We start from the raw sequence: 25,940 nt of genomic DNA on the forward strand, positions 1-25,940 counted from the left end.
CCTGGCAAAAAACACATTACGATGAAGTCATTGTTACAAATTATTTGCTGCCTGATGTTGAGTATCTCCACTGCATTTGCAGGAGGTATTAAAGGGCATGTATTCGATCAAAAAACCGGTGAGCCGTTACCGGGAGTAACCATCCTTTTACAGCCATCCGGGAAAGTGGCGGTGAGCGGACTCGATGGCGCCTATGCCTTTAAAGAAGTATCAGCAGGCAATTATACCCTGGTGATTTCCCACCTTACCTATAAGTCATTAAGCAAAGCAATTAATGTTGTAAAAGAAGATAACGCCCGCTTTGATGTTTATCTCAGCGAGAAAAACAGCAAAGAACTGACAGAAGTAGTGATCGCTGCCAGCGGCAAAGCCTCTTCAGAAAATACTGCCCGCAAACTGGAGCAGAAATCCCCCGTGGTAATGAACGCCGTTTCCGGCGCAGCCATTGAAGTATCTCCGGATCTTACAGTTGCCAGCGTGATTCAGCGTATCTCCGGTATCTCTATTGAGCGTAGCAGCAATGGCGAAGGCCAGTATGCTATTCTTCGCGGTATGGATAAACGTTATAATAATACGTTGATCAATGGCGTGAAAATCCCTTCTCCGGATAATAAGTACCGTTATGTTCCGCTGGACTTATTCCCTGCCGATCTGTTAGAGCGCCTGGAAGTTTACAAATCCCTGACGCCAAATATGGAAGGCGATGCAGTAGGTGGCGTGGTAAATATGGTAATGAAAGACGCGACTCCGGGTTTACAGCTGAATGCTAATCTGGGCGCAGGTTATAGCCAAATGGTACTCAATAAAGGGTATACCAGTTTCTCTGCGGATGCTGCCAATACAAAATCGCCTTATGAAATTTATGGCCGTGACTATAAAGCGACACAGGCGGATTTCAACAGCGGAACAATGGATTATAAAAAGAAAAACTTTGCCCCTAATACCGTGGGCGGTTTGAGCGTTGGCCAACGTTTCCTGAACAATAAACTGGGCGTAATCCTGGCGGGAAGCTATCAGAATACTTTCCGTACTACTACCAGCAGCCTGTATGGCGTTTCTGTAGATGCAACAGATAAATTCGTTGTTATCACCAACCAGAGTGAGCGCCTGTACAGCGAACAACAACGCCGCAGCGGTTTACACGCAAAAGTGGACTATGTGTTCAATGATCAGCATAAAATCTCTTTCTATAATGCCTTTATGTCGTTGAGTAATTTTCAAACGAGAGACGGCCTTGTCACCAACATTGCTATCGGCAACTATGATGCGGAAAAGGGAAATGCACAATTGACCTATGAAACCCGTACCAGAAGAACAGATCAGCAAATTTATAACGGTACCCTGCATGGCGATCACGAATTACTCCACGACAGACTGAAATTACAGTGGTCTGCCGTAGTATCGTCTGCCAGAAATGATGTACCGGATAATACCACTATTGATGTACGTGGCGTGCGTAGCAGTTTCCAGGAAACCCGTACTACTGTTGACAGAGCGAGTCGCCGTTGGGAAAGAAATACAGACAATGACCTGGCCGGTTACCTGGACCTGACCTATAAAGCGCGACTGGGCGGCGCCAAAGCAGATTTCTCTGTGGGCGGCTTGTATCGCGATAAACAACGTAGCAGCTTTTATAATAACTATACCCTGTTTCCTTCCAACATCAATGCACTCTACGGAAAAGACTTCCTCCAGTACACAGATATCAAATGGGATGTACAGAACCCAGGCGGCGCAGTAGCCAATGCATTCACCTATGATGCGTCTGAGAAAGTGGCTGCCGGATATGGTATGTTTCATGTGAAAGGAAGTCGCCTGGATGTTACTGGTGGCGTACGCATTGAACACACCGATCAGGGATATCATATGTTTTTCCCACAGGGAGAAAACAAACCGGTTAACAGTCAGGTATACACGGATGTGTTGCCAAGCCTGAACCTGAAGTACGAATTAAAACGTCATCAGCAACTGCGCGCCAGCTATTTCCGTTCTATCAACCGTCCTGGCTTCTTCGAAATTGTACCAGGCAAAATGAAGCAGGAAGAATATGTGGAGCTGGGTAATGCAGACCTGAAACACGCTGTAGCGGATAACTTCGATCTGCGTTATGAGTGGTTCCCTAAAGCAGGCGACCAACTGTTGATAGGCGCATTCTATAAAATCATTGCTAACCCTATCGAATATACGCTGCGCGCAGATTCTACTCGCGGCCAGGATATTTACTATACGCCAGGCAACTTCGGTACTGCCCGTAACTACGGACTGGAAGTGGATTTCATTCACTTCTTCAATATGCTGGGCGTGAAAGCGAACTATACTTATACCCATTCTGCCATCACCACTGCAAAGAGTACCCGTATCAGAGATGATAAAGGCGATCTGAAAACAATTTCTGTTGATCAGACCAGACCGCTGTTTGGACAGTCGGCTCACATTGCCAACCTGTCTTTACTCTACAAGGATGTACGTCATGGTTGGGATGCACAGCTGGCAGGCGCTTATACCGGTCCTCGCATCACCACTGTTTTCCAGTTCGTGGATAATGATTTCTGGCAGAAAGGATTCGTACAAATGGACCTGTCTGTAGAAAAACATTTCCGCAAACATTTTACCGTGTATGCAAAAGCAGGCAACCTGCTGAATACGCCAGCAACAATTTTCATCAAAGGCGCGAACGAAAGAAACAAATTAGTGCCGGGTCAAAAGGCTGGTTCTAATGAAACCATTATCCGTAAAGACTATTACGGTCAGACTTACCTGCTCGGATTCCGTTACAAATTATAATCTATAAAAACTGTATCATGACTATAAAGCATTATTTCTTTCTGTTACTGGTAGCAGCGGTGGGCATCAGTAGTTGTAAAAAAGCAAACATCGACGTAGATCTGAGTGAGCGTACTGGTAATGTAGAAGGGCTGAAAGGCGAGGTATATGGCATCTGGCCGAAAGGAAGTATTCAACGTGTGGCTGGCGATATCATTGTGCCTGTAGGAAAATCGCTCGTGATAGAAGAAGGCGTAACAGTTATCATGGATACGCTGGCGAAACCAGAGTTTATTGTAAAAGGTAATTTATATTCCATGGGAACAGCTGCGTTCCCGGTAAAGATCACTATTGAAGAACCTTTCCGTACTGCCGCGAAGAAATTTGGCGGTCAGTGGGGCGGCATTCTCGCAGCGCCTAGTGCCGGCGAACTGCTGCTTGATAATACCATTCTGGAATATGGCGGTTCTACTACCACAGAAGCTTCCAGCTCTGTAAAAATGGGACTGTACAAAGCGGTGAGTGGCGAAAATCTGCCAGCACTCTGGTATAGCAACACCAAAGGTAAACTGGTGGTGACCAACAGTATTGTACGTAATTTCCAGGAAGACTGTACCTACATCGAGGGCGGTTCCATCATCTTCTCCAATAATAAATTCTATACAACTGGTTTAACCGGTGGGGAAGGTATCAACATCAAATCAGGTTGTATTGCGGATGTAGCTTATAACCTGTTTTATTCCAACAATACCAATGCCCTGAAGCTCTCCAATGCCGGCGATCGTAATCCGCAGGCACATGTGATTGCCTATAACAACACCATGGTGAATACCGGTTGGAGAAGACCTACCATCAAGGGTGGCAGCGTATGGCTGGAAGCGACTGTTTATGCAGAACTGTATAACAACCTGTTCGTAAATACCCGCTTTGGTATTAAACACGATACCAAAAAACTGGAAGATGCCCGTTCAGTGATCAGCAACAACATGTACTATGGCTTTGATCAGGCAACTGTAAATCAGTTCCAGCCAGGAGGCGACGTAATAGGAGGGAAGAATGAAGTAATTGGTAAGAATGCGGGAGACAACGATCCTAAGCTGGTGAATTATCCTTTATCAACCGTGATGAGCAACCCAGACTTCAATACTGCATGGGATTTCCATGTACAGACAGGATCTCCTGCGATTGGCAAAGGTATTAATACTTTCAAACCTAATTTTCCAAACGGACTGGAAATGAACGGCATTCTCTATGCGTCTCCGGCTCCATCAACTACTATTGGCGCATTTTCCGCCCAGTAATTAATCTATCAACGAATACATGAAATATATTAACAGCGGATTGATAGCAGCGTCCGGATGGGCGCTGCTGCTGGCCACGGCCGGCTGTGCAGGCAATAAAGCACTGACAGGAAATGTTATTCAACCAGTAATCATCACAGAACAGGTGAAGTTTGATTCAGATGATCCTGCTATCTGGATTAATAAGGCAGACCCGTCCCAAAGTTTGGTGATCGGTACTGATAAAGCCGAAGATGGGGCGCTGTACGTATTTGACTTGCAGGGGAAAATTAAACAGGATTTGGTGGTGCGCAACATCAAGCGTCCCAACAACGTGGATATTGCCTATGGGTTGCTGCTGAACGGAAAGCCCGTGGATTATGCGGTTACTACAGAGCGTATGACCCACAATTTGCGTTTCTTCTCATTGCCGGATATGAAACCTCTCGATGATGGCGGTATTCCTGTATTTGAAGGCGAAGAGGGCAAACAATACCGGGACCTGATGGGGATTGCCGTATATACTTCACCGGAAGGAAAGCAATATGCTATTGTAGGTAGAAAAGATGGCCCGAAAGACGGCAGTTATTTGTGGCAATATGAGTTGTCTGATAATGGACAGGGAAAAATCAAAGCTACGCTGGTACGCAAGTTCGGACAGTATAGCGGTAAGAAAGAAATAGAAGCGATTGCGGTGGATAATGAACTGGGTTATGTTTATTATTCTGATGAGCAGTATGGGGTAAGACAATATTATGCAGACCCGGCTAAGGGAAATGAAGAATTATCTCAGTTCGCCAAAACAGGATTTGCAGAAGATCATGAAGGTATTAGCATTTTCAAAACTGCGCCGGGAAAAGGGTACATCCTGGTGTCGGATCAGGGTGCAAATAAGTTCCAGATTTTCCGCAGAGAGGGTACGGCGAGCAATCCACACCAACACGACCTGCTCAAGGTGGTAACTGTAAAGGCTGGCCACAGCGACGGTTCTGATGTAGTCAATATCCCATTGAACGAGACCTTCAAACATGGTTTGTTTGTAGTGATGAGCGATGATAAAACCTTCCATTATTATCGCTGGGAGGATATTGCCGGGAAAGATTTGTAGTCAACTGTTTTTCATAATTGCGTCGGTATATTGTCGGTAAGGCAATATGCCGGCGCTTTTTTATTTGTCCACCATAATACTGCGTATAAATGCGGGATAAGCCATAGAGTGGTTTAATGGCAGATGGCTGGTGTGTAACATATTACTGAGAAATTCCGCGTACTCTCCAGGGATGGCGTTGCCAAACCATTCCGCTGCGAAGGTATACCATGTCTGTCCCTCTACTTCCAGTTTAGTGTATTCGAGCTGACAGCCGTCCTCTGTTTGGGCGAAGAGATCATATAGTTCGTAGGTGGCGTTTTCTTTTCGAACCACTTTTACGCCTACACGTTGTTTTTGTATTCTTATCCGGAAATAGTTGTTGCTGTTGTCGATGTCGTTCAGGATTTTCACAGGGATCTGTTTGCCGATCAGTTTTTCCCAGCTTTCGAGGAGACCGGCAGCAACAGGAGATATCTGTACTGCTTTGGGACTACTGCAGCGGCGTTTGAGTTCCATATTGCCATCGCGCAATTTAATGCTGCGGTGGTTGTTCTCCGGAAGGTAGAAGTAGATATCCGTGCGGGCGGGTACATCCTTCAGGTTGCGGCCATGACTGGAAAACCAGTGCTGAATGCCACTGTCTGGGGCGGTGAAGAACCAGCGTAGTTCCTGACTACGATAAACGGTTTTCAACTGGAACATCCGGCGCATACGCCGGGTAATCTGTTGCCACAATGGCTGGCGATATGTTGCGAGCGTCTGCATTAAACATAAGTTAAGGAAAATTTTGCGGAGAAAAAATAGTAAAGTAACTTTACAAAGTTAATATAACAATTATGATCACCAAGAAGGACCAGGAAGTAGCCCTGGCATTGCGGCAGCTGGTAACAGCCATGAACAAGCGTCTGCGTAAGCAGATCAGTAATCCGGAGCATTTGTCGATCGCGGAACTGAACGTCGTAGGCATGTTAATGCAGCAAAAAGAGATGTTACCCTCCGAGCTGGGCGCTCAGCTGCATATATCTTCTCAGTTTATGTCGCAGGTACTGAAGCGCCTGCTTGACCTCGGTTATATTTCCCGCCGTATTTCTCCGGAAGATAAGCGTAAGAACCTCATCTCGCTGACCAAAGCAGGGGTGCAGAAAGTGGAACATACCCGCAGAGAAAGAGAAGAATGGCTGGCTGCCCAGATAGCAGAGATCTTTACCAGTAAAGAGAAAGATACCATTAAATCCACTTTGGCGCTATTGAAGCGACTGGAAGACAGAATACCAATTATGCAATCAAAAATATAAACATGGAAAAGTCAGTTTTGTTGCTCATGGATTTACAGGAGCGAATGATGGAGAACGTGGAGGGATCGGCTACCTTGTTGCAACATGTGCGCATTGCACTGGATGGAGCCAGGAAAGCGGGTATTCCAGTGATTTTTGTACAACTTGGATTTGAGGAAGGCTATCCGGAAGTAGGAGAAAAGAACAAAGCATTTGCCGGCTTAAAACCATCCGGCTTCTTTCTCCCTTCAGATACTAAAAGAGCTATTGTCAAAGAAATCGCTCCCCTGCCCGGAGAAACGGTGATTTGCAAAAAACGTTACAGCGCTTTCGCCGGTAGTTCGCTGGAAGTGATACTGCGCGCTATGCAGGCAGACCGACTGGTAATGTCCGGCGTTTCTACCAGCGGTATTGTACTTAGTACTTTCCTGGCCGCCGCCGACATGGATTTCAATATGACCGTGCTGCAAGATTGTTGCCTGGACAGAGATCCGGAAATGCATCAGTTTCTCTTCGAGAAAATCTATAGTCGCAGAGGTCTGGTACAAAATGCGGCCGACTGGGTGAAGTCCCTCTGATGAATTCTTCTTCCGCTAAATGCGCAAAGAAACAACAGCATTGCTTTGTTTCTTTGCGCATTTTTTATGTTAGGTTTCCTACTTATGAAATATAGACCCGATCTGAAATTACTTATATACGTGTATTCTTATATGTATTTTATGTTTAGATTTTTAATGAACCATATTTTTATTTTAGTGTTGTAGTTCCTGTCGCTTACCATGTATTGTATGTAGAGAGAGTGCTGTAAGCCATACTTATGTATAGTAAACCCTGATCCTGTTTCCCCTTGCCACCAGTGGTTATTACCGCGACTAACAGATCAAAAAGGATCTCTATGAGGAAATTCTACCCTGCAATTAGCTTCTGTCTATTTTTGCTTGTCCTATTATTTACTGCTCAAACAGGAAATGCGCAGTCATGTACCGGTTCCTTAGGCGATCCTATCTTCAAGGAAACATTCGGTGACGCAGGAACTACGGTAAAGCCTACACTGGGCCCGCCATTACCTCCGGGTATCACTACGTATACCTATTACAGTCCGCAAACGGTGAGTCGCCCTGTTGGTCCATATCCTGGCCAATACACCATTAGTAATACCACCAGAGGGTATAACAATACTTATTTTGTGGATCGTCCGGACCATACTTCTGGTACGGGTACCGGTTTTTGTATGGTGGTGGATGCGAATGCCACTCCTGATAAATTCTATGAACGTACGATCACTGGTCTATGTGCAGGTACTACTTTTGAGTTTTCTGCATGGATCATGAATATCAACCCACAGGCAGGCGTATCCCAGCCCAGTCTGCGTTTCGATATCGTAGACGCCAACAATCCCAATGGCGCTCCTATCATCTCCGTTTCCACCGGTAATGTGCCTTATCAGTCGCCCGGAACGTGGGTACGACAAGCAGGCGTATTCCAGATGCCCAGTACTACCAGCTCTGTGATATTACGTATCTTCAGTAATACGCCTAGCAGCAATGGTAATGACCTCGCCTTGGATGATATTGCCTTTGCGGCTTGCGGCCCCCCAATCACCTTTACACAGGGCGCTGGAACCATCTGTTATGGAGGTACAGGCACCTTAAATGTATCGTTGCCCGCCGGTAGTTATTCCAATTATTTCTTCCAGTTGCAGAATCGTCCACTCGGTACTACCGACTGGACAAACGTTGGCGGTGTAGTGAATAATGGCGGTAGTAATACCAGAACTTTCACCATTCCAAATGCACAAGGAGGCTATGAATACAGGGTATTGGCAGCTGGAGGAACAGCAGAAATCAACAGTGCCAATTGTCGCGTAACTTCCAGTCCTATAGAACTGAAAGTAATAGATTTTGTCAGCACTATTACTGGTACAACGCCTATATGCTATAATACTGCTACTACACTAACTGCCAATATTTCCCCGAATGGTACAGGTAATCCAACTACTGGATTCACTTACCTCTGGGAATCCAGTCCTAATGGTACCGGTAACTGGACTACTGTCGGCGGACAAACAGGCGCCACGCTGAATACCGGTCCATTGACCAGCAATACGTATTATCGTGTAACCGCCACCGTATCTGGATGTAACGGAAGAGGCGTATCGCAGGTATTTGCTGTAACGGTCTATCCACAGATTACTGCTTCGGTACCTGCCCAGCCTTCTTTATGTCAGGGTACAGCCACTTACCGCCAGCCTTATGCTATTACTTCCGGAACAGCGAATCGCTATTCCGTGACCAGTACGGATATGCCAGGCTTTACAACGGTTAACAATGCTACATTGACCAGTTCTCCGCTGAATGTGGTCATTCCGGCTAATCTGGCGCCAGGCACCTATCACCTGAACTTTACTTTCGGTAGCAGTACTACCGGTTGTACTTCTCCTGTTTATACCCAAACAGTCGTTATTGTTGCACAACCTACTATTCCCAATGCAGGGAATGATACCACTATCTGTAGCAGTAACACGATGAACCTTGCCGGAAATACGCCTACTTCCGGTACCGGTACCTGGACACAGGAATCCGGACCTAATAATGTTACTTTCAGCGATGTTCATAATCCGCAGACACAGATCTCTGGCTTACGGCCAGGTACCTATCGTTTCCTTTGGACCATTGGAAACGGTGTTTGTACTGCAGCTTCTGATGAAGTAGTGGTAACAGTGTTGGCTGCACCTACTGCTGCCAATGCGGGACCTGATCAGGTACAGTATAATACAGGCGTATTTGTGATGCAGGGAAATACCCCTACAGTGGGTACCGGAACCTGGACGGTTATCAGTGGCAACGCTACGTTGTCGAATCCTTCCAACCCGAATACAAATGCGACAATCGCTCCTAATACTTCTGCTACGTTGGTTTGGTCAATCAGTAATGGGGTATGTCCTCCTAGCAGGGATACCGCAGTGATACAGTATATCAGTGCGGCCGATATACAGATTTCCAAAACCATTTTGGAGAATGGACCATATCTTGCAGGGCAGGATTTTATATATCGTATCGTAGCGATCAATGCCGGGCCCAGTAATGCCACTGCCGTGCATATCACGGATCCTTTGCCGGCTACCTTTATTGCATCCAGTGTAAACGTTGCCGTTACTGGCGCCGCCAACCTGATCGCCAATAATTCCACACTGACGAATGTAGATGTTACAGCAGACATTCCGATAGGCGGCGCTACGGTGACCATCATTGTTACCGGTAAGCTGTCGTCTGCCTTAAACGGCGATATTACCAATACGGCAACTGCTGTATCACCGAATGTACCTGACTCTAACGGAGCTACCAGTACTATAACAGTACCGGTTATACGCAGACCGTACATTAATATAGTGAAACAGGCGCCTGCCACTGCTATTGCAGGAGGTCCCATACAATTTAGCGTGGTTGCCAATAATACGGGGATTGGCGATGCGGTGAATACCGTGATAACGGACGTTATCTCTTCCAAGGTAACTGGTGTTTCCTGGACAGCAATTGCTACCGGAAAAGCGACTATTGTCAGTGGCGCTACAGGTACTGGAAATAATTTAAGTATCACTGCCAGTATGCCTGCGCGAGACACGGGTAAAATATATATCAGTATTACCGGTACCGTAACGCCTGGCGCTACTGATAATATACTCAATCAGGCTATTGCTACGCCATCTGAGCCAGCATCGACACCATTCCCTTCCAATACTACTACTACAATGATCAGCAGTACCCCTGGGCTGTTGATTAGCAAAATGCATACTGGTAATGTGATACTGACGGCTGGTTTACCGGTGGAATATACCGTCAAACTGACGAACAACGGTCCTAGTAATGCAGTAGGAACTGTTATCACTGATAATATACCTGCGGCAGTGCTGAATCCTACCTGGACTTCCGAGGTACAGGGTGCAGCAACCATTACCAGCGGCGCAACCGGCAGTGGTAGTAATCTGAGTATGACAGTGAATGTACCTGCTGGTGCATCCAATGCTATCATTATACACATAAAAGGTACGATCAACCCTGATTTCACGGGTACGCTCACCAATACTGCCAGTGCACAAGCGGCAGAGCCAAATGTACCTGTGGTGTTCTCTACCGATCAGGCTACTGTGAATCCTCTGGTGAAATTTACCATTGTGAAAAACGGTCCTGCTACAGCAGCAGCAGGTAGTACCATCACTTATACAGTAGATGTAACCAACGAAGGACCATCTAACTCCAAACATACTATTATCACGGACCTGATACCGCCTGCATTATTTGATGTCAGCTGGACAGCCAGCGTATCTGGCGGCACAGCTATTATTAATTCCGGCGCAACGGGTACGGGTAATAATGTTTCCGTAGATGCGAATATGAACGCTGGCGCTTCCATTCGGGTTATTATTACAGGGACTATACAACCGCCGCTGTTAGTACCAATTCATAATACTGCGGAAGTAACGCCATCAGAACCAAATACAACTCCTGTAATAAGTAATGAAGTCATTACTACAATCATTGCACAGGCTAAACTATATATCACAAAAATTTCTGTAGATACCGCCAGTGCGGGAGGCAATATCACCTACGGTATCGTGGTAACGAATGCTGGTCCGAGTAATGCACGCGGGCTAACTATCACTGATATTGTGCCATCACAGATTCAGAATGTGTCCTGGACATCAGTGGCTATAGGAAATGCCTCAGTGCTGACGGGAGCATCCGGTTCCGGCAATAACCTGACGATAACAGGAGATCTTGGCGCAGGAGGTAGTAATGGTATTGCTATTACTGTCAGTGGTACTATTGCTTCCAATTTTGCAGGTATCCTCACGAACAGTGCCATTGTAAAACCATCAGAACCTAATAGTACCGGCGATACTTCTACTAAAACAACCGTGGTAAATCGTCTGCCTGAACTCAGCATTACCAAAAGCTCAGTGGATGGTATCATTGCAGGCGACAGCCTGACATATACTATAACGGTAAAGAATATAGGACAAGCAGATGCAATTGGTACGGTGATTACTGATACTATTCCTGCAAGTCTGCTGGGAGGATATTGGACTAGCGCCACTACAGGAGCTGCCACTATTGTCAGCGGAGGTGCGGGTAGCGGCAGATTTGTGAATCTCCGTGCAAATATTCCTGCTGGTTCTTCCAACAGTGTGGTGATTACTATTAAAGCCAAAACAGATCCTGGAATAGATACTACGCTGATCAACAGGGCTACAGCTACGCCTGCTGAAGCGGTACCTCCAGTGTCTTCCTCCAAAACAGTGCGGGTACGGAAAATTCCGGTGGTAAGCATTTCCAAAGCTGGCCCTGCACAACTGAATGCAGGTGAGCAAATCGTATATACGTTACTGATAACAAACACCGGATCTTCGAATGCTAATAACCTCCTGATCAGCGATCAGATACCTGTACAAGTGCAAAACCCTACCTGGCAGACCACCGTCAACGGCAGCGCCCAGGTGGTGGCCAATGGCACGGGAACAGGCAATAATTTGGGTATTACTGTGAATATTCCTGCCGGTAAGGGGAACAGTGTCTCCGTAATGATTACCGGTAAAGTAGATCCATCCTTCTCCGGCTCCTTTACAAATGGCGCTGCCGCTATTCCGGCAGAACCAGGATCAGTACCTGCCAGTTCCAATCAGGTAACGACTACTATTAATCAGCGGCCAAACATTCACCTGCTGAAGGCCGGACCTACCAGCGTGAATGCGGGCGAAGTAGTGACTTATACTATCACTGCTACGAACATGGGTCCATCCAATGCGACCAATACAACTATTACTGATGCCGTATCTGCAATATTGACAAATGTTAGCTGGACAGCCACCGCAAATGGTACTGCCACTATCAGCTCCGGCGCAACCGGTAGCGGTAATGCTGTGAGTGTTGTAGGAAATATCGGAGCAGGTGCAGGCAATAGTATTACGATCACTATCACAGGCACGGTTCCTGCTTCCACCGCTCCAACCACTTTCCAGAACTGGGCGGTTGGTACGCCATCCGAACCAGGTATACCTGCCGTAAATTCAGATACGGTAACGACTACACTGGTTCGTAAACCTGGCCTCCTGATAACGAAAACTGCGCCAGCCAATGCATATGCTGGTAACACTATTGTATATGGACTCCGTATTTTGAATGTCGGACCTTCAGATGCAAAAGGCGCTACTATCGTGGATACTATTCCGGGAGCGGCGGTAGTAACCAACTGGGTAGCCGTATCCGGTGGCAGTGTTGTTATTAATTCTGGCGCCAGTGGTACAGGAAATATAATTAACATCAATGCAGATATTCCGGCAGGAGAAAGTAATTATATCCTGGTGCTGGCACAGGCGAGTATAAAATCCGATTTCACCGGTCAAATTGTAAATACTGCCAGAGTAGTCCCTGCTGAACCGGGAGCAACAACAGGCATATCTACTGTTACTACAGACGTAACATCTTATGCAAAACTGGAAATCAGAAAAGCTGGCCCGGCAACCATTACAGCAGGAAGTAATATACTGTATACCGTAGAAGTGGTGAATCATGGCCCTAGCAGCACGAATGGCGTGAGTATTACAGATAATATTCCAACAGGTATCATCAATGCTACCTGGACAGCTACTGCTGTTGGCGGAGCTGTCATCACCGCTGGAAATACTGGAACAGGCAATATCGCCTTAATGGCTAATATACCTGATTCTGCTGCTGCAAAAATCACCATTGTAGTATCTGGTCAGGTAGATCCATCCTTCACCGGATCTACTATTCTCAACACGGCTAAAGTTCTGAATCCAACTGGTATCCCACCAATTGGCGACAGTACTACTGTTACTACTACTGTTAGCAGAGTAGCGGATCTGCAGATCGTAAAAACCGGTGCGGCCAATCAGGCAGCTGGCGAACCAACACAGTATAGTCTGCGTATCACCAATGCGGGTCCTTCAAACGCAGTAGGAGTACATATTACAGATGTGATTCCGGCCGCCATACAAACCCCTAACTGGACAGCTACTGCGAGTGGTAATGCTACGAATATTACGCCTGCCAGTGGTACCGGTAATGTGGATCTCACCGCAGATATCCCTGCGGATGGAAGCGCTGTGACAGTGGTGATCAACGGAATTACGTCTCCGGCTGCCGTCAATAATTCTACGATTGCCAATACGGGTAATGTGGCCTTCCAGCCAGGTATACCTATTACAGATCCTGTACTCTCCAATAATAGCAGTACAGTGACTTCCACAGTGGATAATGATCCGGTGGTAAGAATCGCCAAATCTGGCCCTGCTACTGCGAATGTAGGCGATACCATTACCTACCAGGTGGTGGTTAGAAACGGCGGCTCCGGAAATATTACCGGCGCGCTCATCACAGATAATGTTCCTGCGGATATCCTGGTGTATAACTGGACTGCCTCCGCTACTGGTACCGCTACTATTACCGGCGCTACCTCCGGCGCCACCAATGCGGTTTCTACTACAGGAAATATTCCTGTAGGACCGGCCAATACATTGGTGGTAACCATCAAAGGCGTTGTCAGCAACACGGTGGCAGCACAGGTAACCAATACTGCAACAGTGGTGGCAGGCACTAATAAACAAAGCTCTGTTGTTACCACAATCAACAATAATGCGGATGTAAGTATCGTCAAGAGCGGACCAACGAATGCTATTGCAGGTAACGGTATCACCTATACGCTGATAGTAGCGAACCGTGGTCCTCGGGATGCTAATACTGTCCAGATACAGGATGTGATTCCTGCTGCCATTACGAGTGTTACCTGGTCGGCGGTAGCTACTGGTAACGCAAGTATTATGGGTAGTCCGCGTATCGACAGCAGTGGAAACATAATTGATATGCCGGTGAGCATAGCGGCAGGTGCTTCCAATTATATCACCTTTACCATTACAGGTACGGTGGCAGGCGGTACTGCCAGCGGCGCTATTACAAATACTGCGAATGCGGTGGTAACGGGTGTTACAGACATTAATCCATCCAATAATACCAGTACAGTCACCACCATCATCGGCAAACAATATGGCGTAACCCTCCAGAAAGGCGGTCCATCAACAGTGGTAGCTGGTAATACAATTACGTATACCATTCAGGTGGGCAATGAAGGACCGAGTGATGTAACAGGACTGAATATTACAGACATCATTCCTGCGGCTGTCACCAATCCTTCCTGGACAGTACTGATACAGGGAGCTGCCGCAGTTACAGGTCCATTTAGCGGCACCGGCAATGTCAATACAACTGCCGATATTCCGGCCGGTAGCGGTAACCTGGTGGTCATCACAGTAGTGGGTACCATAGACCCATCTGCTACAGGTACCGTTACGAATGTTGCCACCGCATCGGCCACAGGTATAACGCCGGTATCGGATACTGTGGTAACGCGTATCAGCCGACTCACGCAGTTGGATGTACGAAAAACGGGTCCGGCAAAAGTGACTGCTGGCGTGAGTATGACGTATACTATACGCATTACTAACAATGGCCCAAGTAACGCCAGAGGAGTTGTAATTACTGATACGATAGATAGCCGCCTTACTAATGTCAGCTGGCAGGCAACAGGAGGAAACGGAGCTATCATAAATAGCGGTGGTACTGGCACTACGCCACAGATCTCTGTGAATGCAGATATTCCTGCCGGTAGTGGCGCTTATGTAATGATCATGGTAACAGGAACCGTGCTGCCATCCGCTACAGGAACAATCATCAATACTGCCACCGCTACTCCTGCCGACAGCGGTAATATGCCTGCTGTGAGTCCGCCGGTAACTACCATCATTGAAAGCAAACCAATGCTGAATATCCGTAAGAGCGGACCTTCATTCGCGGCCGCTGGCGCGCCTGTGAACTATGTGCTGATGGTCACCAACAACGGTGCAAGTAACGCTACCGGCGCACTTATACAGGATGTAATACCTGCCGGTATCACACAGGTTACCTGGAAGGCCAGCAGCAGTAACGGTAGTTCCATTACGACCGACAGCAGTGGTACGGGCAATAATATTCAACTGAACGCGAATATTCCGCCACTGGGTAATATAATGGTGAATATCATGGGTACAATCGATCCTGCTTATTCCGGAACGATTACCAATACCGCCATTGTACAACCTGCTGAACCTGGCGTATCAGGAGATACTTCCAGTATACAAACTACCGTGAACCAGACGCCAGGAGTAGAGATCCTGAAAATGGGTCCGTCACAACTGCAATCCGGACAGCCGATCACGTATACTATCACGGCGCTGAATAATGGCCCAAGTAATGCGATGAATGCGGCCATCAGAGATATTGTTCCATCTGCTATTCAGCAAGTGACCTGGTCCGCTACTGCGCAAGGTGCTGCCAGCATTGTTGGCGGAGGTACAGGCACTGGTAATAATGTCCAGGTGACAGCCAATATTCCTGCAGGTTCCGGCAACAGTATTACGATCATTATCAATGGTACTACCAGTTCTTCCTTCAGGGATACGCTCCGTAACCTGGCAACCATTACGCCTGCTGAAACAGGTGTGCCAGATTCTTCTGTGGTAGTGCAGACTGTCGTGCAAGGTTTACCGGTGTTAACTATCAGTAAAACTGGGCCAGCAATGGCAAGTTCGGGAGACAGCATCACCTATAATATCACGGTGCGTAATACCAGTACGAGCGATGCGGTGAACTTTAACGTGACGGATGCGGTACCTGCAACATTAACCGGTGTGAGTTGGACTGCTACAACAACTGGCGCCGCTAGTATCACCAGTGGTACTTCCGGAACAGGCAATGCCATCAGCCTGACCGGCAATCTGCCTGCTGGCACAGGAAATACGGTAAGTATTATGGTGAAAGGGCTTATTCCATTCACGTATTCCGGTACGATCATGAATACCGCAACCGTTACGCCTGCAGAAAGCGGTACTACGCCACAGTCTTCCAGTTTGTCTACCACCGTTCCTGCTGGTTCGATCAATAACAATGTACAACTGAACATCAGCAAAACAGGCCCTGCTACCATGGTAAGAGGCAAGCAGGCTACCTACGTGATCAATGTATCCAACTCCGGTGCGAAAACAGCAAATAATGTGGTAATTACGGATGCGGTACCAAACGTACTGACAAACGTAACCTGGACGACTACCACCATGCATACGGCTACGATTTCTCAGGGCGCCACCGGCACAGGCAATGCAGTGAATGTAGTGGCTACATTACCAGGAATAGATACCAGCAGCATCCAAATTGTGATTACCGGAACAGTAAGAGCTGATGCGCCTACAGGTACTGTCACTAACGTGGCAAACGCGGTATTTGCCGGTGCACAGACCACTTCTAATCCTGTACAAAGTGTTATTGGCAGCCAGGCGGATCTCTCCATACAGAAAACTGGTAGTACACAGGTGTATATCGGTCAGACGATTACCTACAATCTGCTGGTAGTAAATGCTGGTCCATCTTCTGCGGACGGGGCAGTGGTGCAGGACGTATTACCGGCAGGTTTACAGAACCCAGCTATCACTATCCTCTCTGCATCGAATGGTGCGGCGAATGTAGTACCAGTCATTACAAACGGTACTGCTACTATTACAATCAACACCTTCCCAATACAGGGCGCCGTATCCATCCAGATTACGGGAACTGCGTCCACTGCGGGCTCCTATAGCAATACTGCTATCGTGAATACGCCAGCTGGTTTACCAGATCCAGACAGCTCCAATAATATCAGCAATACAGTAATTACTACCGTGTTGCCGAAAGCGCAACTGGATGTGAATAAATCAGTGAGTCCTGCCGGTCCTTATCAGCCAGGACAACAGATTACCTACGTACTGTCCGTAACAAACAACGGACAGGCTGGAGTGAATCCGGTTGTAGTAACAGATACATTACCGCCTGCCGCTGTTCTGGGAACTCCAACATATACCAATCCGCCAAGAGGTACAGTTACCCTGAATAATGGCGTGCTTATCTGGAATGTAGGCTTACTGAATGCAGGCGAAACACTCACCTGGAGCTACAGCGCTACTATCCTCGGAAAAGCTTCCATCAGGAACATCGCCATTGTTACAGGTCCACCGGATGTAACGATTCCGGATACTTCTGAAATCACCATTTCCAGTGCAAGATTTGCAAACCTGAAAGTAACCAAACAGCTGAATACACTTCCTCCGCTGAAAGTAGGACAGACCCTGCAATTCACAGTTGTTGCCACCAATCAGGGACCAGATACTGCTACCAATGTGATCATGACAGATCAGTTGGAAAATGAACTGGGCATGCCGTTGACATTTACGCCAAGCGTAGGCAATGCGGTATTTGATGCGGCGAGTCGTACCATCAGTTGGACTATTCCTGCATTGCCTAGCGGACAATCGGCCACCCTGCAGTTTACCCTTAAGTTGATCAGTGGAGGATCTGTGGGTAATACGGCTACCATCAGCGGTAATGAAGTAGATCCTGATTTATCAGATAACACATTTACTATTACCAGAGTGCCTGTCACCGGCGATGATATTTTCATTCCAAATGTAATCACTCCAAATGGCGATGGTAAGAATGATAACTGGGTGATCGAAGGGCTGGATCGTTATCCTGGTTCCGCAGTGTATATCTACAACAGATGGGGTAACCAAGTCTATCAGAATAAGAATTACGATAATAAATGGAATGGAGATGGCCTGAATGAAGGTACCTACTATTACATCCTGAAGCTGAATTCTCCAACGCAGGGAACACGTGAATACAAAGGCTGGATTGAACTGCTTCGGTAAACCTTACTTATTGACATCAAAATCATTTCCTATGGGAATTAAATTTAAAAAGGAATCTGTATTAACACTGTGCATATTGCTGGTTTTACTACTGCCTCGTCAGGTGGAAGCCCAGCAGAATCTACAGTTCAGTCAATATGTATTTAACATGCTGGCCGTAAACCCAGCATATGCAGGATATAAAGAAGATCTCTTCGCAAACGCCATCTACCGTAAGCAATGGGTGAATTTTCCCGGCGGGCCACAAACGGGCGGCGTCTCCCTGGATGGCGCCCTTACTTCCTCCAGGGATGCCAGAGTGGGACTGGGTATGCAAATCATGTATGATAAACTGGGGCCACAGGATGCTACTTCGATTTATGGTATGTATTCCTACCGAATTCCGCTCAATGAGGATGGCGATAAAAGACTCTGTTTGGGTATAGGCGCTGGCGTTACACAATACTCAATTGACGGATCTACGCTGATGTATAATGATGACAATGACCCCTCTATCCCTATGGGCCGCGCTTCCACCTGGATTCCGGATGCGCGTTTCGGCATCTACTACTATACGCCAAGTTGGTATGTAGGCGCTTCCATGATGGATCTGTTCTCACTTTATACAGATCCTTCCCGCTACTACTGGAAAGGATATCAGTATAAAACCATCCGCAAAACGCAACATATGTACGTAAACGCAGGATGTATGCTGAACCTCTCGGATAACTTTAAACTGAAACCTTCTGTACTGTGGAAAGAGGATTTCAAAGGTCCCTCCAATTTTGATTTTACCGCTTTACTGCTGATTGCTGACCGTTTGTGGGTGGGTGGCTCTTATAGGACCGGTATCAAATTATGGAATAAACCTGCATTATCCCCGGATCTGGAACAGCTGGATGCTGCCAGTTTTATGGCACAGTTCAATGTTACGCAACAACTACGCATTGGATATGCCTACGATCTTACCATCAATAAAATGGCGTCCTATCAGAGCGGATCTCATGAACTGTCGATCGGCTACCTGTTTAATGCCAAACGTACCAGGGTAACCAGTCCCCGTTATTTTTAATGCTGCATGACGCTATAAAAATTGACTATGAGAAGCATTTTAACTCTACTCTCTTTGTTTTTTATTATCCAGATAGCACGGGCACAGGAGCAAAAATCTTTGCTTACACAAGCGGATGTGTTGTATGATAAGTATGAGTATGCCCGCGCTGCTTCAATGTATAAACGCATCGCGGAGAAGAAAAAAGATAAAACGCCTACCGCAGTACTGGTGAAGCTGGCCGATTGTTATCGTGGAATGGATGATTATAAAGACGCGGCGGACTGGTACAGCCAATTGCTTTCCCGCAGCGATGCGCCGGCAGATACGAGATTCTATTATGCAGAAGCCTTGAAAAATTTGGGACGTTATGAGGAAGCAAAAGCCGCTTTCCAGCAATATGCGCAAGCGAATCCCCAAGCGCCCGGCGTACAGGCAAGGATCGCGGGCTGCGACTCCGCTGTATACTGGATGCAGTATCCACTTAATGCAAGTATCCGAAATGAAACGCGATTGAATAGTAGTCGCTCCGATTGGGGCGCTACCCGTTATCCAGGCAGTGTGGTGTTTATGTCAGATACCTTAATGAAAGACAGATTAAAACCAGGCAGCAGGTTTAATCGTAACGATTACGGACGTACGAGAAGAGCTTTTTATACCCTTTATAGTGCAGACACCAGCAAGAATGGAGCAGTGTATATCGATGATTTCTCTCCTGCGTTGAACCATTCCCGTTACCATGTGGGCCCTGTCACCTTTGATAAATCTTTTCATACTGGTTATGTGACGCTTACAGATCCAGATAGAAAAATCCCCACCGTGAAAACGAAAGGCCGCCGCCCTGTGAAATATGGTTATCGCCGGCTGGAATTATATACTACTGTAAAAGATACCAATCAACAATGGATGGCCCCACAACCATTTCAGTATAATAAAGCGGACCAATATTCAGTAGGTCATGCGGCATTAAGTCCGGATGATCAAATCCTGTATTTTGCTTCGGATATGCCTGGCGGACAAGGGGGCACCGACATCTGGTATTGTGAAAGACAAGCAGATGGCAAATGGAGTACGCCAGTGAATTGCGGACCATCGATTAATACCGCAGATGAAGAAGAATTCCCCACTGTAGGACCAGATGGCACGCTGTACTTCAGCAGCACCGGCTGGCCGGGTATGGGAGGCTTTGATATGTTCCGCAGCACAGGTAGCAAATCCCAGTGGAGTACTCCGCAAAACCTGCGCTATCCTTATAATTCGCCGGGTGATGATTTTTACTATACCAACTACGCGGATGGCGGCGCTTATTTTGCCTCCAACAGATCAGGAGGGTTAGGGGGAGACGATATCTATTCCGTAGCTGAAATACCTCTCATCAATCAGCCGCTGACGCCATTGACCATTCCGTTTGTTGGTAAGGTATGTCCGCCGTTGAGAGGACAATGTATTTACATCTATAACAGGCAACGTGATATGGGTTGGTGCTTTAGCGGAGATCCTGACCGGAATATCCAGCTGACCCTGGAGAAAGAAACAGATTATGTTATCCGGATTCATGAAAACGGCAGACGTGTGGATTCTATCGAATTTAATACCCGCGGCATGAAAGATGGAGAAACAGTATTCAAAGATATCTGTGTTGAAAAGAAATTACATACTGGCGATAAATTCATTTTGCAAAACCTGAACTACGATTATGATAAGTGGAATATCCGTCCGGATGCCGCACTGGTGCTGGATTCTCTGGCAGATATTCTGAGGGCGCATCCTACTATGAGGGTACGACTCGTAGCCTATACAGATAGTCGCGGTTCTTCGGCCTATAACCTGCAGTTATCACGTAAGCGTGCAGCCTCGGCGGTACAATACCTGATTGCACATGGTATCGATAAGAACCGCATCAGCTCTGCGGGGAGAGGAGATACGAATTTGTTGAACCGTTGTAAGAAAGGCGTGAAGTGCAGTGATGCAGAACATGAAGTAAACAGGAGAACAGAAGTAGAGATATTACATGAATAAACAGGCAATAATTATAAGCGACATACAGTGAAACATCCCTATGGGAACAACTATTAGCAGAACCATTACGACAGGCCCCTTTTGGGGCTTGTTTTTTATAGGGGAAATTATCCTGATTTTAATGGAGGCAGATATTATCTTTGGCTGACTGGAAAGTTGAACACATGAAAAAGAAATTACTCGCGCTGCTATTGTTGGCAGCAGGATGCATCACAGATGTCAATGCACAGAAAAAGCCCAATGTCATCTTCGTGCTAACGGATGATATGGGATACAGTGATCTGAGCTGTTACGGGAATCCCCTGATTCGTACGCCATTCCTGGATAAAATGGCCAATAAAGGAGTGAAGGCCACGGGATACATGGTGTCTTCGCCTACTTGTACTCCTTCCAGGGTTTCATTGATGACAGGTCGTTACCCTACCCGTTCACAGCTGAATTTCCCTATCCCTCCGGGATATAAAATCGGATTGCCGGATGAGGATGTGACAATTGCAGAAATGCTGAAAGGCGTAGGTTACAATACATGCATGATAGGAAAATGGCATATGGGAGACATACATCCCTATAACCTGCCGAATGCCCAGGGATTTGACCATTACTTCGGGATGCTCTACAGCCACGATTATCGTGCGCCATATGTAGCTACAGATACCACTATTAAAATATTCCGCGACCGTACGCCGGAAATTTATCGTCCGCAGGATACCAGTCTGACAGGACTCTACACCCAGGAAGCAATAAAATACATCCGTACGCAGAAGAAAGACAAACCTTTCTTCCTGTACCTGGCGCATAATATGCCACATCTGCCAGTGGATGCATCCGGGAAGTTTAAAGGTACTTCGCCCGGAGGCCTTTATGGTGATGTGATTGAGGAAATTGATGCCAACCTGGCTTTGCTCTGGGAGGCCCTGGAAAAACAAGGTCTTGCTGATAATACCATTTTTATTTTCAGTAGTGATAACGGTCCTTGGATCGATTTTCCGGATCGTATGGCCAAAGACGGGCATACAAAGCCATGGCATGTAGGCAGTCAGGGCATATTCCGTGGTAAGAAAGGAGATACCTATGAAGGCGGTCATCGTGTACCTTTCATCATTTACTGGAAAAACCATACGCCGGTTGGAAAAGAAATTCCTGATGCCTTTACCAGTATGGATATCCTGCCAACCCTGGCGAAGTGGGCGAATGCGCCATTGCCTGCCGGTAGAAAAATTGATGGCGAACCAGTGGATAGCTTGCTGACAGGTAAAATTGCACATTATAACCACTCGCCGATTTATTATGTCAACTATGGGGTAGCAGAAGCTATTCGTGTGGGCGATTGGAAATTCCGCCGGGGAGGCGCTAATGGTACGCCTACCACCACGGAGCTGTTCAATCTGAAAGAAGATGTACGGGAAAAAACAAATCTGGCCGCCCAGTATCCGGAAAAAGTAAAAGAGCTGGAAGCCTTACTGGATAAATATGACGGGAATACCCCTAACTAGAAAATGCGCTATGGTTGCATGTTTGGAGTATGGGTATACGGAGTAATACGTGTCTTCCGGAAATAAACATGCAACTTCGTCCAAATTTTTTTGAATATCCTATGAAATCATTTGTATTACTGACGGCCGTTCTGTGCTCGTCCCTGTCCTTATTTGCTCAGCAGAATTATACTATTCAAGGAAAATTACCTGCTTCTTATAATGGTGGAAAAGTGTTTCTACGACCTGGAATAGGCAGTAATAAACAATATCAGCAATTGGATTCTGCCATTATCCAGAATGGCGCATTTAAATTGAAAGGGAGTACCAAAGATCCTGTAGGCCTGACCATTGATGTAACTGTGGATACAACTTATGGTATGGTGGCGGCTACCAAATCGTTTTTTATTGCAGCAGGCGATAAGATGCAAATCGTGATAAAACAGGCTTATGATCCCTATAAAGAAGAGGTGAATGAAGCCGATGTTAGCGGTTCTGTAGTCAACAAAGATTATGACAGCTATTGTACCCTGATAAAACCTATTTTACCTTGTTTAAATGGTGAAAATGAGGCGCCTATGCTGGTGGATGAAAATGGAAAAGCCGACGCCACGCAGTTTAAGGAACAAGAGGAGAGAAAACAAAAATGCAAAGCCCAGGAAGAATTGCTGCAACAACAATTTATTACTGCTCATTCCAATAGTTATGTTTCCTTGTATCTGCTGAGTTTACAAGCGCAACAACAGACGAATATATCATCTTTACAGAAGCTATACAATACGCTGTCCCCCACTTTGAAACAAACCGTATTAGGAAAAGAAGTGGCAAAGCGTATTGCTAAATAGATAAGCTGTTTTTGCCAGATCACCTAAACGGATATACGATATCCTCATTGTTGAATGGTGTGCTGATGGAATTCCTGGCACAGATGCCTGCAATTATCGAAAAAAATCGCATATTTAGGCCATCACAAAAACCAACCAACAGTATATGAAATCTATCGTATTATTTACGGCAGCCCTATGCGCTGCTGTGTCTGTATGTGCGCAGCAGGAATATACCATTAAGGGAAAAGTACCAGCATCTTTGAACGGCTCCAAAGTGCGCCTGCAGGAAGGAGAAGGCTTTGTCGGTAAAAAAGAGGTGATTGACAGCGCAATTATCACCAATGGCGAATTTAAACTGAAAGGTAAAACAACGAATCCTGTTGCCCTGCATTTGTCTGTAAGGAGCACAGATGAGAGCCGTCCAATGATTATTGGCACCAGGCAGTTGTTTCTCTCGGCAGGGGATAAGGCCAATATAGATTTGCGGGCAGATTCCGTTTCCTGGAAAACAATTAGCAGCGCACCTGTCAGCGGCAGTAGCCTCACTAAAGATTATGACCAGCTCACCGCACAATTAGCTCCTGGTGATGCATCTATGGACTCCGTAAGAAAAATAATGGGCCGTTTGCGCGACAAACAACCTATCGATACGGCGGTCTTTAATGCAAACTCGCATGCACTTTCCAAACTCTCCGGCGAACAGGAAGCTTTGAAATTAAAGTTCATGGAAACGCATTCAGACAGTTATTTATCGCTTCACCTGTTGAGCAAACAAACAGGACGTCGTATCGTGAATGTTGTGCCAGTACAGCGTTTGTTTGAATCTTTTTCACCAGCTGTAAAGTCTACCGAATTAGGTAAAAAAGTAGCAGCAGAAATTGCTAAATCAGCTGTGTTTGCGCCAGGAAAAACAGCGCCTGATTTCTCCGCTGCACAACCCGATGGCCGTATGCTGAAATTATCTGATCTGAGAGGGAAATATGTATTGGTCGATTTCTGGGCTAGCTGGTGCGGACCATGCAGAGCAGAAAATCCTAATGTGGTAAAAGCATATGAAGCCTTTAAAGATAAAGGTTTCGATATCCTTGGCGTATCCCTGGATAAACCTGATGCAAAAGATAAATGGGTAGAAGCAATTGCCAAAGATGGACTGACCTGGCATCATGTGAGCGACTTGCAAGGATGGGATGGAGCAGTACCTAAACTGTATTTCGTCAGAAGCATTCCTACTAACTTTCTGCTGGACCCATCTGGCAAAATAGTAGACTCAAACCTGCGAGGGGAAAGGCTTCATGAAGTATTGAAGCAACTCCTGGAAAAGAAATAAACACAAAGAAGGGCCGCCAGTGCGGCCCTTCTTTAATAGAAATCCTTTCGTAATAAATAACTATATTTAACCCATATCTAAATTGAAGTAACCCATGAAGTATTTGTTGATCCTGGCGATGCAGCTTTTTCTGCCTGACTTAATAGTCCCTCCTGCATGTAGCGATACATTACAATTAGAACGCGTAAAATTAGACGGCATTGGCAGTATGATGACCGGTGGAGGCGGAGAACAGCAATCATTAACGCTTACCAAAGTTGATTTTGATAAGAAAGATACCATTCGGTTATCAGCTATTATCTATCGCAATAATGCGGTCTATAAAATGTTGGATGGTTATAGCTATGCCGATTTCCTGGACAACAATAACTTGTTTGCATTGGATCTTGATGGAAAACCGTGGAGATATCATCTCTCTACACAACAACGGGAAAAATTTATCACCGATTTGCCTTTGGATGGTTTATCAGGAGCCGATTTCAACGTTCGCAAATGGAAAGGGAAGCCAGGACTGATGATACGTACAGATTCCGCTATCTTATTCCAGGGCGCGGAGGAATCTCAATCAAAGAAAATACTGCAACTGGAACAATTCCAACAGTTAAATAAAGCATTTGCGGGTATTGTATCTTTTGATATTTATGAAGACAAGATGCTCACCATACTGAGAAATGCCGATGAGAATGAAGAAACGAGAAACTTTGAAGTATGTTACTTTGATGGTAGCAAGGCTGTATCACTGTACCGTTTTACTTCCCTCGGAGATGGCGACGTATTGCCGGCCGTTCGCTTTGCCGGGCCAGATCAGTATTTCCTAAGCTTTAACGATAGCTGGGGACGTATTCAATTAAACGATATCCGGGAAAAAAAGGCAGGTCCTTTATTTTGTATAGATAGCGCCATCATCAAGAATATTACTTACAGAAATAATCAGTTGTACTGCGAGATGATGAAAACTATGACCCCGCAGGCAATTGCATCTATGCAGGATTATATCAAACTGACTTTCTCCAGGCTGAATGTGTATAAGGTATTGAACAAATTTGATATAAAACAGGGGCAATAGCCCG

General features: G+C 46.2%; 13 protein-coding genes. 12 read left to right on the top strand and 1 reads right to left on the bottom strand.

From position 1 onward, the window contains the following. Positions 1–21: 21 nt before the first annotated feature. From CLV59_RS03700 to CLV59_RS03710, 3 genes are read left to right on the top strand one after another with little or no spacing between them, the layout of a single operon-like run. Entirely contained in the window at positions 22–2,784 is a 2,763-nt protein-coding gene (locus CLV59_RS03700) for a TonB-dependent receptor (RefSeq protein ID WP_111590643.1), read from the top strand. A gap of 17 nt (positions 2,785–2,801) precedes the next feature. Beyond that, the gene (locus CLV59_RS03705) at positions 2,802–4,064 is read left to right on the top strand and encodes a right-handed parallel beta-helix repeat-containing protein (protein ID WP_111590644.1); all 1,263 of its coding nucleotides are present in this window, start codon (positions 2,802–2,804) and stop codon (positions 4,062–4,064) included. 19 nt (positions 4,065–4,083) lie between these two features. Next, complete coding sequence (locus CLV59_RS03710) at positions 4,084–5,151, top strand: phytase (RefSeq protein WP_111590645.1); 1,068 nt, start codon at positions 4,084–4,086, stop codon at positions 5,149–5,151. Positions 5,152–5,211: 60 nt separating this feature from the next. Here CLV59_RS03710 and CLV59_RS03715 read toward each other — a convergent pair whose 3' ends face one another. Next, positions 5,212–5,898, bottom strand: a complete 687-nt coding sequence (locus tag CLV59_RS03715; RefSeq protein WP_111590646.1) for a hypothetical protein — start codon at positions 5,896–5,898, stop codon at positions 5,212–5,214. A 71-nt stretch (positions 5,899–5,969) separates the two neighbouring features. Between CLV59_RS03715 and CLV59_RS03720 the strand changes: the two genes are divergently transcribed. The 9 genes from CLV59_RS03720 to CLV59_RS03760 all read left to right on the top strand — a co-directional run bounded on the left by CLV59_RS03720 (position 5,970) and on the right by CLV59_RS03760 (position 25,936). Then, on the top strand, positions 5,970–6,428 hold the full coding sequence (locus CLV59_RS03720) for a MarR family winged helix-turn-helix transcriptional regulator (RefSeq protein WP_111590647.1): 459 nt from the start codon (positions 5,970–5,972) through the stop codon (positions 6,426–6,428). 2 nt (positions 6,429–6,430) lie between these two features. Continuing rightward, positions 6,431–6,985 (top strand): cysteine hydrolase family protein, encoded by a 555-nt coding sequence (locus CLV59_RS03725; RefSeq protein WP_111590648.1) that lies wholly within the window; start codon positions 6,431–6,433, stop codon positions 6,983–6,985. 317 nt (positions 6,986–7,302) lie between these two features. Next, positions 7,303–18,195: a T9SS type B sorting domain-containing protein gene (locus CLV59_RS03730; protein ID WP_111590649.1), complete on the top strand. Its 10,893-nt coding sequence runs from the start codon at positions 7,303–7,305 to the stop codon at positions 18,193–18,195. A gap of 31 nt (positions 18,196–18,226) precedes the next feature. Further along, on the top strand, positions 18,227–19,246 hold the full coding sequence (locus CLV59_RS03735) for a PorP/SprF family type IX secretion system membrane protein (protein WP_111590650.1): 1,020 nt from the start codon (positions 18,227–18,229) through the stop codon (positions 19,244–19,246). A gap of 27 nt (positions 19,247–19,273) precedes the next feature. After that, positions 19,274–21,244: an OmpA family protein gene (locus CLV59_RS03740; protein ID WP_111590651.1), complete on the top strand. Its 1,971-nt coding sequence runs from the start codon at positions 19,274–19,276 to the stop codon at positions 21,242–21,244. Between the two features lie 164 nt (positions 21,245–21,408). Further along, on the top strand, positions 21,409–22,737 hold the full coding sequence (locus tag CLV59_RS03745; protein WP_111590961.1) for a sulfatase-like hydrolase/transferase: 1,329 nt from the start codon (positions 21,409–21,411) through the stop codon (positions 22,735–22,737). A 101-nt stretch (positions 22,738–22,838) separates the two neighbouring features. After that, positions 22,839–23,561 carry a DUF4369 domain-containing protein gene (locus CLV59_RS03750; RefSeq protein ID WP_170137635.1) on the top strand — a complete coding sequence of 241 codons (723 nt, stop codon included), beginning with the start codon at positions 22,839–22,841 and terminating at the stop codon, positions 23,559–23,561. A 145-nt stretch (positions 23,562–23,706) separates the two neighbouring features. After that, positions 23,707–24,870, top strand: a complete 1,164-nt coding sequence (locus tag CLV59_RS03755) for a TlpA disulfide reductase family protein (RefSeq protein WP_111590653.1) — start codon at positions 23,707–23,709, stop codon at positions 24,868–24,870. A 94-nt stretch (positions 24,871–24,964) separates the two neighbouring features. Continuing rightward, the gene (locus tag CLV59_RS03760; protein WP_111590654.1) at positions 24,965–25,936 is read left to right on the top strand and encodes a hypothetical protein; all 972 of its coding nucleotides are present in this window, start codon (positions 24,965–24,967) and stop codon (positions 25,934–25,936) included. Positions 25,937–25,940 lie beyond the last annotated feature (4 nt).

It is taken from the genome of Chitinophaga dinghuensis, assembly GCF_003259435.1.
Classification (GTDB): Bacteria; Bacteroidota; Bacteroidia; order Chitinophagales; family Chitinophagaceae; genus Chitinophaga; species Chitinophaga dinghuensis.